Annotated in this window: 13 protein-coding genes; 11 read left to right on the top strand and 2 right to left on the bottom strand. The window is 74.0% G+C overall.

Annotated features, from left to right (window positions below):
- Nucleotides 1–157: 157 nt before the first annotated feature.
- Nucleotides 158–2,005, bottom strand: coding sequence for a glycoside hydrolase family 43 protein (locus IEZ07_RS20615; RefSeq protein ID WP_191896245.1), 1,848 nt, complete (start codon nucleotides 2,003–2,005; stop codon nucleotides 158–160).
- Between the two features lie 288 nt (nucleotides 2,006–2,293).
- Here IEZ07_RS20615 and IEZ07_RS20610 point away from each other — a divergent pair, with 288 nt between their 5' ends.
- The 9 genes from IEZ07_RS20610 to IEZ07_RS20570 all read left to right on the top strand — a co-directional run bounded on the left by IEZ07_RS20610 (nucleotide 2,294) and on the right by IEZ07_RS20570 (nucleotide 11,498).
- Nucleotides 2,294–3,490 (top strand): sensor histidine kinase, encoded by a 1,197-nt coding sequence (locus IEZ07_RS20610; RefSeq protein WP_068895566.1) that lies wholly within the window; start codon nucleotides 2,294–2,296, stop codon nucleotides 3,488–3,490.
- A gap of 81 nt (nucleotides 3,491–3,571) precedes the next feature.
- Entirely contained in the window at nucleotides 3,572–5,002 is a 1,431-nt protein-coding gene (locus IEZ07_RS20605; protein ID WP_191896244.1) for an MFS transporter, read from the top strand.
- Nucleotides 5,003–5,058: 56 nt separating this feature from the next.
- Nucleotides 5,059–5,832: a LytR/AlgR family response regulator transcription factor gene (locus tag IEZ07_RS20600; RefSeq protein WP_191896243.1), complete on the top strand. Its 774-nt coding sequence runs from the start codon at nucleotides 5,059–5,061 to the stop codon at nucleotides 5,830–5,832.
- A 101-nt stretch (nucleotides 5,833–5,933) separates the two neighbouring features.
- Nucleotides 5,934–6,440: a hypothetical protein gene (locus IEZ07_RS20595; protein ID WP_204054499.1), complete on the top strand. Its 507-nt coding sequence runs from the start codon at nucleotides 5,934–5,936 to the stop codon at nucleotides 6,438–6,440.
- Nucleotides 6,437–6,595, top strand: a complete 159-nt coding sequence (locus tag IEZ07_RS20590) for a hypothetical protein (protein ID WP_191896242.1) — start codon at nucleotides 6,437–6,439, stop codon at nucleotides 6,593–6,595. Before IEZ07_RS20595 ends, IEZ07_RS20590 begins: the two co-directional genes overlap by 4 nt.
- Nucleotides 6,592–8,322, top strand: a complete 1,731-nt coding sequence (locus IEZ07_RS20585; RefSeq protein WP_191896241.1) for a sodium/solute symporter — start codon at nucleotides 6,592–6,594, stop codon at nucleotides 8,320–8,322. Before IEZ07_RS20590 ends, IEZ07_RS20585 begins: the two co-directional genes overlap by 4 nt.
- Nucleotides 8,323–8,375: 53 nt before the next feature.
- A complete protein-coding gene (locus IEZ07_RS20580) occupies nucleotides 8,376–9,350 on the top strand; it encodes a hypothetical protein (RefSeq protein WP_191896240.1) in 975 nt (324 codons plus the stop codon).
- Between the two features lie 220 nt (nucleotides 9,351–9,570).
- Complete coding sequence (locus IEZ07_RS20575) at nucleotides 9,571–9,900, top strand: DUF485 domain-containing protein (protein ID WP_191896239.1); 330 nt, start codon at nucleotides 9,571–9,573, stop codon at nucleotides 9,898–9,900.
- Nucleotides 9,897–11,498 (top strand): monocarboxylic acid transporter, encoded by a 1,602-nt coding sequence (locus tag IEZ07_RS20570; RefSeq protein ID WP_191896238.1) that lies wholly within the window; start codon nucleotides 9,897–9,899, stop codon nucleotides 11,496–11,498. The genes IEZ07_RS20575 and IEZ07_RS20570 overlap by 4 nt, the downstream gene beginning before the upstream one ends.
- A gap of 153 nt (nucleotides 11,499–11,651) precedes the next feature.
- On the opposite strand, the gene IEZ07_RS20565 is transcribed toward IEZ07_RS20570, so the two are convergent.
- Nucleotides 11,652–12,575: an aldo/keto reductase gene (locus IEZ07_RS20565; RefSeq protein ID WP_068895552.1), complete on the bottom strand. Its 924-nt coding sequence runs from the start codon at nucleotides 12,573–12,575 to the stop codon at nucleotides 11,652–11,654.
- Between the two features lie 104 nt (nucleotides 12,576–12,679).
- Here IEZ07_RS20565 and IEZ07_RS20560 point away from each other — a divergent pair, with 104 nt between their 5' ends.
- Nucleotides 12,680–13,738 carry an alpha/beta hydrolase gene (locus IEZ07_RS20560; protein WP_191896237.1) on the top strand — a complete coding sequence of 353 codons (1,059 nt, stop codon included), beginning with the start codon at nucleotides 12,680–12,682 and terminating at the stop codon, nucleotides 13,736–13,738.
- A 65-nt stretch (nucleotides 13,739–13,803) separates the two neighbouring features.
- Nucleotides 13,804–14,409 (top strand): TetR/AcrR family transcriptional regulator, encoded by a 606-nt coding sequence (locus IEZ07_RS20555; protein WP_068895549.1) that lies wholly within the window; start codon nucleotides 13,804–13,806, stop codon nucleotides 14,407–14,409.
- Nucleotides 14,410–14,494: the final 85 nt, after the last annotated feature.

The following is a 14,494-nucleotide window of genomic DNA, read 5'->3' as shown; positions in this document are numbered from 1 at the left end:
CCCGGCGGGAGGTCCCGCCCGCGCGGTCCCTCGCGGGGCCGCGTCCCGGACTCCGGGGCGCGGCCCCGCTCGGCGGTGACGTCACCGGGGCGGGTGCGGGCCGGGCGCTCTTCCGGTCCGCACCCGCCCGGTCGCGACCCCGCCCCTCCGCCGCGGGTCAGCGGCGGTGCAGGCGGAAGTAGTCGAACTCGGCCGTGGCCCCCGCGCCGCCCAGCGAGATGAGCCCGACGCGCAGGTCGGCGTCGGCCGACAGGGTCCACACGCCGCCGAAGACCCACCTGCGGCCGTCGCGGCTGGTGGCCGCGCGCAGTTCGTGCTCGCCGTTGCGCCGGTCGACGCGGTGGATCAGGCGCAGCCAGGTCTCCTCGGCGGGCGGCCCGACGATCGTGCCGCCGTAGGCGATCCGGCCCTCGTACGGCATCTCCTTGCCGAACTCGGTCTGGCGGGTGTTCCAGATCGCCGCGTGGACGAGCTTGGTGTAGAGGTCGTCACCGGCGTAGGCGATGAGGCCCGCCTGCTGGTAGTTGCGGACGCTGTCGGTCCCCAGGTCGATGCGGAGCCTGGTCTCGGCGGTCCAGTCGCCCTCGGGGACCTCGCGCAGCAGGACGGAGGCGGTGTTGTCCTCTCTGTTCAGCTCGGCGGCCTGGGTCGGCCAGCGCAGCGCCCCGCCGGTGACCTCGCCCTGCGGCCCGCGCACCCAGCTCCAGCCGGAGCCCAGCCCCGTGCCGTCGAACTCGTCGCTGCGGCGGCGGTCGACCGGGCCCGGGCGGGGAGTGGGCGCGACCTTCACGGGGCCGGTGCGGCCGGGCGCCCGCTGCGGGTCCTCCGAGGCCCACGCGCCGCCCCGGACGGTCGGCCAGCCGTCGATCCAGTCGAGCCGGTCGATCAGCATGGGCCGCTCGTTGATCCCGAACGGCTCGTCGAGGTAGGGGTCGGCGCGGTCGATGGCGTGGTACACCAGCCAGTCCTGACCGGCGGGATCGGTCACGACGGCGTTGTGCCCGGTGCCCACCCAGCGGTTGCCGTTCGGCGCGATGACGATCGTGCCGCCCGCCCGCGAGACGGTCAGCGGCACCTTCTCCCGGTCGAGGTAGGGGCCGGTGATGGCGCGCGAGCGCCCGGCGTAGACGCTGTAGCCCGTGGTCGGCCCGGCGCAGCAGTCGGCCGAGGAGGCGAACAGGTACCAGTAGCCGCCGCGGCGCACCAGGTAGCCGCCCTCGAACTTGTTGTCGATGGCGATCATCGTGGGCTCGCCCACGGCCTTCCTGCCGGTGGGGTCGAGGCGCGTGATGAAGATCCCGCCGTAGTAGGAGCCGTAGACGAGGTACTCGGTCCCGTCGGTGTCGACCGCGTGGGCGGGGTCGAAGGTCCACTTGAAGTCGCCGGAGGCGCCGGCGCCCCGGCGCGGCCCCACGACCGGGGCGCCCGAGTCGGTCCACGGGCCGGCCGGCGTCGGCGCGGTGGCCATCCCGATCGCGTTGTCACCGGGCTCCGGTGTGACGGTGGTCTGGGTGACCACGTAGTACAGGCGGTACTCGCCGTCCACGCGCCGGATGTCCGGCGCCCACAGGCTCGCGCCCGCCGCGGCGTCGGCCCAGGCGGGCAGGGTCCGCTCGGTGAAGGCGTCGCCGACGTAGGACCAGTCGACCAGGTTCCGCGAGCGGGAGATGGGCAGGTGGTGGCGGGTCCCCTCGCCCTCGCGCAGGGGGTCGCTGGTCCCGAAGGCGTACCACCAGCCGTCCTCGCCCCGGACGATCGCCGGATCGGCGAAGGTGTCGGAGAAGGAGCCGCTGACCGGGTTGGTGTAGGTGCCGGGCCCGCGTCCCGCGTCCGGTCCGCCCGCGGCCGGTCCGGTCGGAGCCCGTTCGGAGGAGGCCGGGGACCGGCCGGCGGCCTCCGGGGCGGGGGCGGGATCCGCCGCCTCCGCGGCCCGTGCGGGATCCGCCGCCTCCGCGGCCGGGGCCGCCGCGAGCAGGCAGGCCAGCCCCGCCAAGGTGACGATCATGCGTCGAACGACTCTGGCACCCATGAAGACCTCTTCCGCTGCGCCTCGCACGTGTCCCCGACCGGACGCCCCCGTTCCCAGATCTTTCTACAACGTTGTATTCAACGTTGTACATAGTCGGCGGCCACCATCCTGGCGCGAACCTCACCGCGCCCCGCCCGCCTCGGTCAGCCCTGCCCGCCCGCGCCGGCCCCGCCGGCCCCGCGCCCGAGTCGGCGGGGCCGGCGCGGGCGGACGGCCCCGGAAGAAGGTGCCCGGCACGGCCGGGGGGCGGATAGGGTCCGGGGCGTGGAACCCGTCGTGGCCGTGCTGCTGGTCGTCGTCCTGGTCGGCGTGCCCGCCCTGGTGCTCTGGAGGGTGCTGCGCGGGCGGCGGGAACTGGGCAGCAGCCCCGCCGAGCGGGCCACCTTCGAGACCCTGCACACCGCCTCGCTCGCGGCCCCGCCGCTGCGGGCCGGGCTGACCGAGGCGGGCGCCCAGAAGGCCTCCCGGCACCTGCGCGCGCTGCTCGGCTCGCCGGCGCTGGCGGTCGCCGACGAGCAGCGGCTGCTGGTCTACGACGGCGAGGGCGACCACCACGCCCGCGAGGCCTTCGAGCACGCCGGCAAGACCCTGGCCGACGGCCGGACGCAGGTGCTCGGGCCGGAGATAGTCTCCTGCGACCTGCCCGAGTGCCCGATCCGGTTCGCCGTCGTGGTGCCGCTCACCACCGACGGCCGGGTGGTGGGCTCGCTGGCCGCCTACGGCGGCCACGCCTCCGCGGGCCTGGTCCGCGCCGCCCACGAGGTCGCGAACTGGGTGAACTCGCAGCTGGAGCTGGCCGAGCTCGACCGGTCCCGGACGCGGCTGATGGAGGCCGAGGTCCGGGCGCTGCGCGCGCAGATCTCCCCGCACTTCATCTACAACTCGCTGACCACGATCGCGAGCTTCGTCCGCTCCGACCCCGACCGCTCCCGGGAGCTGCTGCTGGAGTTCGCCGACTTCACCCGCTACTCCTTCCGCAGGCACGGGGAGTTCACCACGCTCGCCGAGGAACTGCGCTCCATCGACCGCTACCTGACCCTGGAGCGCGCCCGCTTCGGCGACCAGCTCCAGGTCACGCTCCGCATCGCGCCCGAAGTGCTCGCGGTGGCGGTGCCGTTCCTGTGCCTGCAGCCCCTGGTGGAGAACGCCGTACGGCACGGCCTGGAGAGCAAGCCCGGCGTGGGGCGGATCTCGATCCTCGCCGAGGACTCGGGGGCCGAGTGCCGGATCAGCGTCGAGGACGACGGGGTCGGCATGGACCCCGAGCGGCTCCGCCGCATCCTGGCCGGTGACGCCGACGCGCGGTCGGGGACCGGGGGAGTGGGCCTGGCCAACGTGGACGAGCGGCTGCGCCAGGTCTACGGCGACGAGTACGGCCTGGTGGTGGAGACCGGCCGGGGCGCCGGGACGAAGGTGAGCGTCCGGCTGCCCAAGTACCATCCCGGAGTGTCCGCCGACTGACCCCGCCCTCCGCGGACCCGGAGCGTCCGCGGACCGACCCGGCCCTCCGCCGACCGACCCGCCCTCTCCCCCGGAGGATCGATGACCGCAGGCCGTACGGACGCCCCAGGACCGGCGACCGCCCCGGACGCCGGGAAGACCCCGCTCCCGCGCGGGCTGGGGCGGCGGTTCTGGATCCTGTTCGCCTCCAGCACCGTCTCCAACCTGAGCGACGGCGTGGGCAAGGTCGCCCTGCCGCTGCTGGCGGTCACCCTCACCCAGGACCCGGTGCTGGTCGCGGCGCTGACCTCGCTGACCATCCTGCCGTGGCTGATGTTCGCGATCGTCAGCGGCGCCCTGGTGGACCGGGTCGACCGCCGCCGGGCCATGATCGCCGCCCAGTTGGTCAGGACTGTGATCGTCGGACTGCTCGCGGCGGCGGTGCTGGCCGGGCAGGCGGCGCTGTGGATGCTCTACGCGGCGGCCTTCACGCTGGGCGCCGTCGAGACGCTCTACGACAACGCGGCCCACTCGATGACGCCCTCCGTGGTCCGGCGCGACCAGCTGGAGAAGGCGAACGGCCGGGTGGAGGCCGCGTCGGTCGTCGCGGACGGCTTCCTCGGCGCCCCGCTGGCGAGCGCGCTGTTCGTGGTCGCGGCCGCCTGGCCGTTCCTGGCGAACTCGCTGGGCTTCCTGCTGGCGGGGGTGGTGCTGCTCCTGCTGCCCGGCCGCTACCGGGCCGGGCGGACGGCGGAGCGGGCGGACGGCCATGCGGCCGGGCCGGAGGGCGGACGGGGGAGCGGACACGCGGCCGGCGGAGCGGACGGGCACCCGGCCGGGCACCCGGGTGAGCCGGAGAGCGGGCAGGCGGGCGGAGCGGTGGAGGGGCGGTCCGCGAACCTGCGCGCGGAGATGGCCGAGGGCCTGCGCTGGTTCTGGAACCACCGGCTGATCCGCGGGCTCACCGTGGTGGCGAGTCTGACCGGGGCGGCGTTCCAGGCGATGATGTCGGTGATGGTGCTGTTCGTGACGGACGTGCTGGAACTGCCCGCCGCCGCGTTCGGCTGGTTCGTGCTGGCCTCGGCCGCCGGCGGGGTGGCGGGCGGGCTGGTCGTGCCGGTGCTGGTCCGCAGGTGGTCGCGGGCCGTGGTGATGGGCGTGGCGCTGACCGTCCCCGGCGCCTGCTTCGTGCTCATCGGCGCCTTCCCGTCCCCGGCGGCGCTGGCGGTCGCGATGGCGCTCGGCGGCGGGGCGCTGCTGGTCTGGAACGTCCTGGTCATGTCGGTCCGCCAGGCCCTGGTCCCGCCGCACCTGTTCGGCCGGGTGCTGGGGGCGATCCGCACGGTGCTGTGGGGCCTCATGCCGCTCGGCGCGCTGGCCGGCGGGCTGGTGGGCAGGGCGTACGGCCTGCAGACCCTCGCGGTCGTCTGCGGGTGCCTGCTGCTGGCGCTCATGGTGCCGCTCTCCCTGACGCTGCACCGCCACGGAGCGCTGCTCCGTGCGCTGAGCAGGCCGGATACTGTTGACACGTGATGTCTGATTCATCACCCTCTAGGGATTCCCCTGACGCACGACCCGGAGGAGCGAGCGTGACCGGCCTGCGTGTTCTGGCGGTGGACGACGAGCTGCCCGCGCTCGAGGACCTGGCCTACCTGCTGCGCGACGACCCCCGCATCGACGAGGTCTCCCTGGCCAGGGACGGCGCCGCGGCGCTGCGCGTGCTGGACCGCGCCATCGCCGACGGGCGGCCGATCGACGCCGTCTTCCTCGACATCCGGATGCGCGGTCTGGACGGAGTGGTGCTCGGCAGGCTGCTCTCGCAGTTCGCGAACCCGCCCCGGGTGGTCTTCGTGACCGCCTACGAGGAGCACGCGGTGGACGCCTTCGAGATCAAGGCGGAGGACTACCTGCTCAAACCGGTTCGCCCGGAGCGGCTGGCCGAGGCCATCCGGCGGGTCTGCGTCTCGGCGGAGCTGCCGGACGGGGGCGGCGACGGCGGCGGTGCGGGCCGTACCGACCCGCAGACGATCCCGGTGGAGCTCGGCGGCGTGACCCGGTTCGTCTCCAGCACCGACGTCCGCTACGTGGAGGCACAGGGCGACTACGCCCGCCTGCACACCGCGGGCGGCAGCCACCTGGTCCGCATCCCGCTGGCGACCCTGGAGGAGCGCTGGGCCTCGGCCGGGTTCGTCCGGGTGCACCGTAGCCACCTGGTCGCGGTCAAGCACATCGACGAGCTGCACATCGACTCGGGCCGCTGCGTGGTCCGCATCGGCGAGACCGAGATCCCGGTCAGCCGCCGCCACACCCGCGAGCTGCGCGACCTGCTGGTACGGCGCGCCCGCAGGGGCAGGTCCGAGTGACGGCCGGGCGGGGCGCGGGCGACGGCGGAACGGGCCGGAACCCGAGCGGGAGTACGAGCCGGAACCAGGGTCGGAGTACGGGCCGGAGCACGGACCGGAGTGTGGACCGGAGCACGGACCGGAGTGCGGAGCGGGACGCCGGGAGGGGACCCGGCGAGGGGGGCGACGAGGAGCGGGGGACCGCGCCGCGGCGCCGCAGCGACCGAGCGCTGCGCGTGGCCGACCGCTTGGTACGGCCCGGCGAACGGCCCCGCCGCGAGGTGGTGACCAGCCCCAGGACCCAGGCTGCCCGCCGCTCCCGGTACCCCGCCACCCGGGAGATCGACGAGCAGACCCGCCTGGGCGAGGTGTACATGCGATCCCTGGTGCGCACCCAGTTCCGGCTCGCCCTGTTCGTGTGCACCGTGCTCGCCTGCGTGGTGGGCGGCCTGCCGCTGCTGTTCCTGCTCGTGCCGGAGCTGCGCGAGGTGCGGCTGCTCGGCGTGGGCCTGCCCTGGGCGCTGCTCGCCGGGCTGGTCTACCCGGGGTTCGTCGCCGGAGCCTGGCTCTACGTACGGCAGGCCGAGCGCAACGAGCGCCACTTCGCCGACCTGGTGGAGCGGCAGTGACCGCGAAGCCGGCGGGGCGGACGGCGGCGGGGACCGGGACGACCGTGGGACGGGCGGCGGAGGCCCGGACGGCGGCGGGACGGGCGGCGGAGGCCGGGACCGCGGGGGAGACGGCGGCCGGGGTGGACGGCGGCCGGACCGGGGGCCCGGAGTGAACACCGCCTACGGGGTGTCGGCGGTCGTCGTCGTGGTGCTGGCCGCCGTCCTCATCGGGATCTTCGGCCTCCGGCTGTCGCGCACGACCTCCGACTTCTACGTGGCCTCCCGCACGGTCTCGCCGCTGTGGAACGCCTCCGCGATCGGCGGGGAGTACCTGTCGGCCGCGTCGTTCCTGGGCATCGCCGGGCTGATCCTGGCCTACGGCGCCGACATGCTCTGGCTGCCGGTCGGCTGGACGGGCGGCTACCTGGTGCTGCTGGTGCTGGTCTCCGCGCCGCTGCGCCGGTCGGGCGCCTACACGCTCCCGGACTTCGCCGAGGCCCGCCTGGAGTCGATGATCGTGCGCCGCAGCGCCAGCGTGCTCGTGGTGCTGATCGGCTGGCTGTACCTCATGCCGCAGTTCCAGAGCGCCGGGCTGGTGCTGCGCACGATCACCGGCGCGCCGGTGTGGGCCGGCGGCCTGCTGGTGGCCGTCGTCGTCGCGGTCAACGTGCTCTCCGGAGGCATGCGCTCCATCACGTTCGTGCAGGCCTTCCAGTACTGGCTCAAGCTCACCGCGCTCGCCCTGCCGGTGGTCTTCCTGCTGCTGGCCTGGCGAGCGGACGGCGCCCCCGCCCCGGGCGGGGAGACGCCCCCGGTCTTCGCCGAGCGGACCACGGTCACCGTCGCCGTGGACGTCACCGTGCGGGTGGCCGAGCCGGTCGAGGTGACCGTCACCGGCCGGCTGGACGGGCGCCCCCTCGACCGGGCGCGGATCACGCTGACCCCCGGCCCGCACACCGTCGCCCACGAGACGACGGTCACCTTCCCGGCGGGCGCCGCGGTGCCGCACGCCGAGAACCTGCCCGCGCTCACCGACCGCCAGTGGGCGCTGCCGCTGGAGAGCAGGGACTACCCCCTGTACTCGACCTACTCGCTGATCCTGGCGACCTTCCTGGGCACCATGGGCCTGCCGCACGTGCTGGTGCGCTTCTACACCAACCCCGACGGCCGGGCGGCCCGCCGTACCACGCTGGTGGTGCTCTCGCTGCTCGGCGCCTTCTACCTGCTGCCGGCGGTCTACGGCGCGCTCGGCCGGATCTACGCCCCCGAACTGCTGATGACCGGCCGCACCGACGCGGTGGTGCTGACCCTGCCGGGCCGCCTGGTCGGCGGTACGGCGGGCGACCTGCTCTCGGCGCTGGTGACGGCGGGGGCGTTCGCCGCGTTCCTGTCCACCTCGTCGGGGCTCACGGTCTCGGTGGCGGGGGTGATCGGGCAGGACATCCTGCGCGGCGGGGTGCGCTCGTTCCGGCTGGCGACGGTGCTGGCGGTGATCGTCCCGCTGGTGCTGGCCACCGCGGCGCGCTCGCTGCCGGTGGCGGACGTGGTGGGCCTGGCGTTCGCGGTCGCCGCCTCGTCGTTCTGCCCCCTGCTGGTCCTGGGCATCTGGTGGCGGCGGTTCACCGACGCGGGCGCGATGGCGGGGCTGCTGACCGGCGGGGGGCTGGCATGCGCGGCGGTGCTCGCCACGATCGTGGGCGGACCCTACCGCGGCCTGCCCGGCGCGCTGCTGGCCCAGCCGGCCGCCTGGACCGTCCCGATCGCGTTCCTGGTCATGGTCGTCGTCTCACTGCTCACGCCGGGCCGGATCCCGAAGGGCGTGGCCCGCACGATGGTGCGCCTGCACACCCCCGAGGCGCTGAAGGTGGACCGGGGCGACTGGCGTCCGCGCGGTACCTGACGTGTCCGGATGGTTGCACAGGGTAACTGTCCGGACACGGGGGTGAGTTCGTCATGGGGAGACCGAGATCGCGGATCGCCGCGACCGGACTGGCGGGTCTGGCGGTTCTGCTGGCGGTGGGAGCACAGGGCGGATGCGGCGGGGGCGGCGGCACCGAGACCGAGACCGGGACCGGGACCGGGACCGCCGTGGCCCCGACGGACGACCTCGTCTCGGCCCGGAACGAGGAGGGCGTCGCGGGGTTCGTGCACCGGCTGCTCCGCAAGTGCGGCGAGCAGCTGCGCAACGGGCAGAACGAGGAGCTGGCCGAGTGGACCGGCAAGGTCAGGGCCCTGGACGGGCCGGCGGACCGGCGGGGTCCGGTGCCCGCGGATTCGGGCCGGCGCGCCGCCGTCCCTCCCTCACCGGAGGCCCAGTCCGTCTGCCGGGTCTGCGGAGGGACGGCGGAGGTCAACCTCGGCCGCTACGAGGAAGGGCTCGCGGAACTCCGCGAGGCCGAGGAACTGCGTGCGTACTTCCCCGGCCCGGTGTCCGAGGACCTGACGGAGCTGATGCTCCGTTCCGAGGTGGTGGGATACGCCGGGGTGGGGGACCAGGTCCGGATGCAGGAGGCCCTCGACGAGCTCGTCGAGGTCGACCCGGCCTCCGCCGCGGCGTACGTGAAGGAGTGCGAGCAGGCGGTGCCCCCGGGCTCGGGGCTGCGCTGCGGGAGCCCGACTCCGGTCCTCTCCCCGGGCGGTCCGTCGCCGGGGCCGCGGACGACCTCCCCGGCGGTCCCTCAGACGACGCCCCCCGGCCCCACTGACACCGGTCCGGAGACCACCGACGGCCCGGGACCGACCGACGGGGAGACCGGCGGCGAGGAGACCACCGACGGCCCGGGACCGACCGACGGGGAGACCGGCGGCGAGGAGACCACCGACGGCCCGGGACCGACCGACGGGGAGACCGGCGGCGAGGAGACCACCGACGGCCCGGAGCCGACCGACGGGGACGGGAGCGACGGTCCGGAGCCGGACTCGACCTGATCCGGGGTGCTGAACGGCGGACCGGCCCGGAGAAGACGGCCGGACCAGGCGGGCCGCTCGCCGTTCGGCGCACGGGAAGGACCTTTCACCGCAGACCGTATCCAGCTGAACGCGGCCGGGCGGCGGCTGGGCGAAGAACGCGTGCGGGGGTCTCCTCGCGGGGTACCCGCCGCTCCTACGGTAGCCGTGATCCAGATCACATTCATGGGAGGTCTCCCCCTTGACCACCAGACAACATGACGCATCGGTTTACGAACAGGCGCAGGCGAGTGAGCGCTTCCAGGAGCTGAAGCGCCGCTTCCGCGCCTGGACGTTCCCGATGACCGCCGCCTTCCTCGCGTGGTACCTGCTCTACGTGGTGTTGTCCGGCTGGGCGCGCGACTTCATGGGCACCAAGGTGCTGGGCAACATCAACGTCGCCCTGATCTTCGGCTTCCTGCAGTTCGTCTCCACGTTCGGCATCGCCTGGGCCTACTCGCGGCACATGGAGAAGAAGATCGACCCGATCGCAGACGAGATCCGCCACGAGATCGAGGGGCGGACCGAATGAGCTCCCAGACCCTGTCGACCATCCTGTTCCTGGTCTTCGTCGCCGCGACGCTGGGCATCACGTTCTGGGCCAGCCGGCAGACCAAGACCGCCGCCGACTACTACGCCGGCGGCCGGTCCTTCAGCGGCGCGCAGAACGGCCTGGCGATCGGCGGCGACTACATGTCGGCCGCCAGCTTCCTCGGCATCGCCGGCATCATCGCCCTCTCGGGCTACGACGGCTTCCTCTACTCGATCGGCTTCCTCGTCGCCTGGCTGGTGGCGCTGCTGCTGGTCGCGGAGCTGATGCGCAACTCCGGCAAGTTCACCATGGCCGACGTGCTGGCCTTCCGGATGAGCCCGCGCCCCGTCCGCACCGCGGCGGGCGTCTCCACCATCGTCGTGTCGATCTTCTACCTGCTGGCCCAGATGGTCGGCGCGGGCGCGCTGGTCACGCTGCTGCTCGGGGTCACCTCGGAGACCGGCAAGGCGCTGACGATCGTGGGCGTCGGCGTCCTGATGATCATCTATGTGGTCGTCGGCGGCATGAAGGGCACCACCTGGGTGCAGATCGTCAAGGCCGTGCTGCTGATGGGCGGCGCGACCCTGGTCACCCTGCTGGTCCTGGGCAAGTACGGCTTCAACCTCTCCTCCCTGCTGGGCGACGCCGCCGCGCAGAGCGGCAAGGGCGAGGCCTTCCTCAAGCCCGGCCTGAAGTACGGCACCGAGGCGCAGGGCCTGGCCGGCAAGCTCGACCTGATCAGCCTGGGCCTGGCCCTGGTGCTCGGCACCGCGGGCCTGCCGCACATCCTGATCCGCTTCTACACCGTGCCCACCGCGAAGGACGCCCGGAAGTCGGTCCTGTGGGGCATCGGCATCATCGGCAGCTTCTACCTGCTCACCCTCGTGCTCGGCTTCGGCGCGGCCGCCCTGGTCGGCAGCAAGGCGATGGACGCGGCGGGCAACACCGCGGCGCCGCTGCTCGCCCAGAAGATCGGACAGGAGATCTTCGGCGAGGTGGGCGGCACGATCCTGCTGGCGATCATCGCGGCGGTCGCCTTCGCGACCATCCTCGCGGTCGTCGCCGGCCTGACGCTGGCCTCCAGCTCGTCCTTCGCCCACGACCTGTACGCGCACGTCTTCAAGCGCGGCAACGTCACCGACAAGGAGGAGGTCCTGGTCGCCCGGGTCTCCGCCTTCGTCATCGGAGCGTTCTCCATCGGGCTCGGCATCCTCGCGCAGGGGCAGAACGTGGCCTTCCTGGTCGCCCTGGCCTTCGCCGTGGCCGCCTCGGGCAACCTGCCGGCGATCCTCTACAGCCTGTTCTGGAAGGACTTCAACACCGCGGGCGCTACCTCGGCCATCTACGGCGGCCTGGTCTCCGCGCTCGTCCTGGTGATCTTCTCGCCGGTGGTGTCGGGCGGCAAGACCTCGCTCTTCCCCGGTGCGGACTTCGCCTGGTTCCCGCTGAGCAACCCGGGCCTGCTCTCGATCCCGATCGGCTTCCTGGCCGGCTGGATCGGCACCAAGCTCAGCAAGGAGTACAACTCGGCCAAGTACGCCGAGATCGAGGTCCGCGCGCTCACCGGCGTCGGCGCGGAGAAGGCCGCCGAGCACTAGCCCGGCGCACCGGACGTCCGGCGGTCCCCGCCACGGGGATCACCGGGCGGGTCCCGGGCCCCGGCCGCGAAGACCGCCGGACGGGTCCCGGGTCCCACCGGAGGGCCCGGCCGCCTCGGGGCGGCCGGGCCCTTCACCCGTTCGGCGGCGGCCCTAGCGGGAAGCCTCGTCCAGCAGGGCGAGCTCCTCGGCGGTCAGCTTCACGTCGGCGACCGCGAGCAGCGGCCGGAGCTGCTCGACGCTGCGGGCGCTGGCGATCGGCGCGGCGACGGTGGGCTGGGCCGCCAGCCAGGCGAGCGCGATCGTGGCAGGGACGGCGCCGTGCGCGGCGGCCACCTCGTCCAGTGCGGCCAGCACCCGCGGGCCGCGCTCGGTCGCGAGGTACTCCGACGCCTTGGCCGCCCGCGGGCTGTCCACCTGGGCCCCCGGCCGGTACTTGCCGGTCAGGAAGCCCCTGGCCAGGCCGTAGTACGGCGTGCTGGTCAGGCAGCCCTCGACGACCGTGTCGCGCAGCGCGCCCTCGTAGCCGCGCTCCATCAGGTTGTAGTGCTGCTGGAGCACCCCGTAGCGGGCCAGGCCCTTCTGGTCGGAGATCTCCAGCGCCTCGGCCAGCCGGCCGGCGTCGTAGTTCGAGGCGCCGATGTTGCGGACCTTGCCCTCGCGGACCAGCGCGTCGAACGCCTCCAGGGTCTCCTCCAGAGGAGTCTCCGGGTCGTCGAAGTGCGCCCAGTACAGGTCGATGTGGTCGGTCCGCAGCCGCCGCAGCGAGTCCTCCGCGGCGGCGCGGATGTTCGCCGCGGAGAGTCCCGGACGGGTCGAGAGAGAGCTGACCTTGGTGGCCACCACCATGCGGTCGCGGTTGCCCCGGGAGGCCATCCACTCGCCGATGATGGTCTCCGATTCGCCGCCGACATGGCCGGGGACCCACTCGGAGTAGGAGTCCGCGGTGTCGATGAAGTTGCCGCCCGCCTCGGCGTAGGCGTCCAGGACGGCGAAGGACGCGTCCCGGTCGGCGGTCCAGCCGAAAACGTTGCCGCCCAGGCAGAGCGGGAAGAGGTTCAGCTCAGAAAGGCTCATGCCAGCCACTCTATTCCCCGGCGTTCGCTCACTTCCTGAGCATCCGGGGAGATCGTCCCGGGATTAGCATGTGCCGGGTCGGCGCACGGGCGGAGGCGGCTCGCATGGCACCCGGTTCACGGCTACGAGGGCTCCTCGTCGGGGCCGTGGCCGTCACCGGGTTGCTCGTCCTGGTGGTGGCCGCGACGATCGCACTGATCACCGCTCAGCGCCGCCCGGGCGCCGAGCCGACGGGCGCCCCCGCCACCGGGGAGCCGCGGGCGAGCGCGACCCCGGAGACCCGCGGGACCCCCGGGGCGCCGGCGGGGATCGAGGTCGTCAGGGAGCGGCGGCTGGACGGCCGCCGGATGGACCTGACCCTGCGCTCGGCCGCACTGGACGACGTCACCACGGTACGGCTGCTGCTGCCCGAGGGCTGGTCGGCCGGTTCCGGGCGGACCTGGCCCACCCTGTGGCTGCTCCACGGCGGGCTGGACGACCACCGGGGCTGGTCGAGGTCGGACGTCGAGCGGCTGACCGCGGCCGCCCCGGTGATCGTCGTGATGCCCGACGGCGGCAGGTGCGGCAGCTACTCCGACTGGTACAACGGCGGCCGCGGCGGACCGCCCCGATGGGCCACCCACCACCTGGAGGAGTTGCTGCCCCTGCTGGAGAGCCGGTACGGCGCGGGCGGCGACCGGGCGATCGCCGGATACTCGATGGGCGGCCAGGGGGCGATGCTCTACGCCGCGACGGGCAGGTTCAAGGCCGCGGCCTCCTTCAGCGGCGCCGTGCACACACTGCTGCCCGGCGTCGACCTCGCCGTCATGCTCGGCACCACCGCGGGCTGCTTCGGCACCGACTGGAAGCGCATCTGGGGCGACCCGCACGGCGACCGGAGGGTCTGGGAGGAGCACAACCCCTACCACCGGGCCGCCGAGCTGCGCGGAGTCCGCCTCTACGTGGCCGCGGGCGACGGACGCCCGCGACCGGGCGAGCTGTTCGGCGACGTCACCGAGGAACTGGCCCGCAAGGCGGCCACCGCCTTCGCCGGCCGGCTCGGAGAGCTGGGCATCCCGGTCGAGACGCACTTCTACCGGGGCAGGCACAACATGACCTACTGGAACAGGGAGCTGCGCCGCGCGCTGCCCATGCTCCTGTCCTCCGTCGGGGCCGGTGACTGAGCGCGTACGGCCCTGTTCCCCCGGCGACATGGAATCCGCCCGGCCCGCGAGGTTATCGTCGGGCTGTGGGAAGCCTCCGTCACCGCGCCAGGAGATCGCGGCGCCCCGGCGGCCCCGGCGGGACGGGGGAGCCGGATGCGCGCGCCCGCATCCTGGACGCCGCCGAGGAGCTGTTCGCCCGCGACGGCTACGAGGCGACCCCCACGGCTGAGATCGCCCGCCTGGCGGACGTCCCCAAGGGTCTCGTCTTCCACTACTTCCCCCGGAAGATCGACGTGCTGGTCGCACTGGTCGACGAGCGCACGCTGGTGCTGGAGGAGTCCCCGGAGGCCGAGGCCGTCCCCGGCGACGCGGCGGGCGCCCTGTCCCGGCTCGCCCGCCGCCTGCCGATCAGGGCCTCCCCGGCCATGCGGCGCATCCTGTTCCGCGAGGCCGACACGCACGGCTCGGTCCGCGCCCGGCTCGGCCACCTCAACGGTGAGATCATCCGCCGGGCCAGGTTCGCGCTGGAGCTGGCCCGGCCCGGCGCCCGGGGCGACGCCGCCCGGCTCGAGGTCGCGGCGGTCACCTTCGCCGCCGTCCTGCTCCACCAGGAGAACCTCTGCCAGCTCACCGGCCACCACATCGACCCCGACGCGGTGGCCGAGCTGATCGTGCACGCCCTGGCGTGACCACCGCGACCTGCCGGCCGTTCCCGGCCGGGAGGGCGCGGCACGCGGGCGTGCGGCTCGGATCGGGCCCGGCGCGGACGCGCGG

This window comes from Planomonospora parontospora (genome assembly GCA_014647935.1).
GTDB lineage: Bacteria > Actinomycetota > Actinomycetes > Streptosporangiales > Streptosporangiaceae > Planomonospora > Planomonospora parontospora.
The sequence above is the reverse complement of the archived record's forward strand: the minus strand, read 5'-3'. Positions and strand labels throughout refer to the sequence as shown.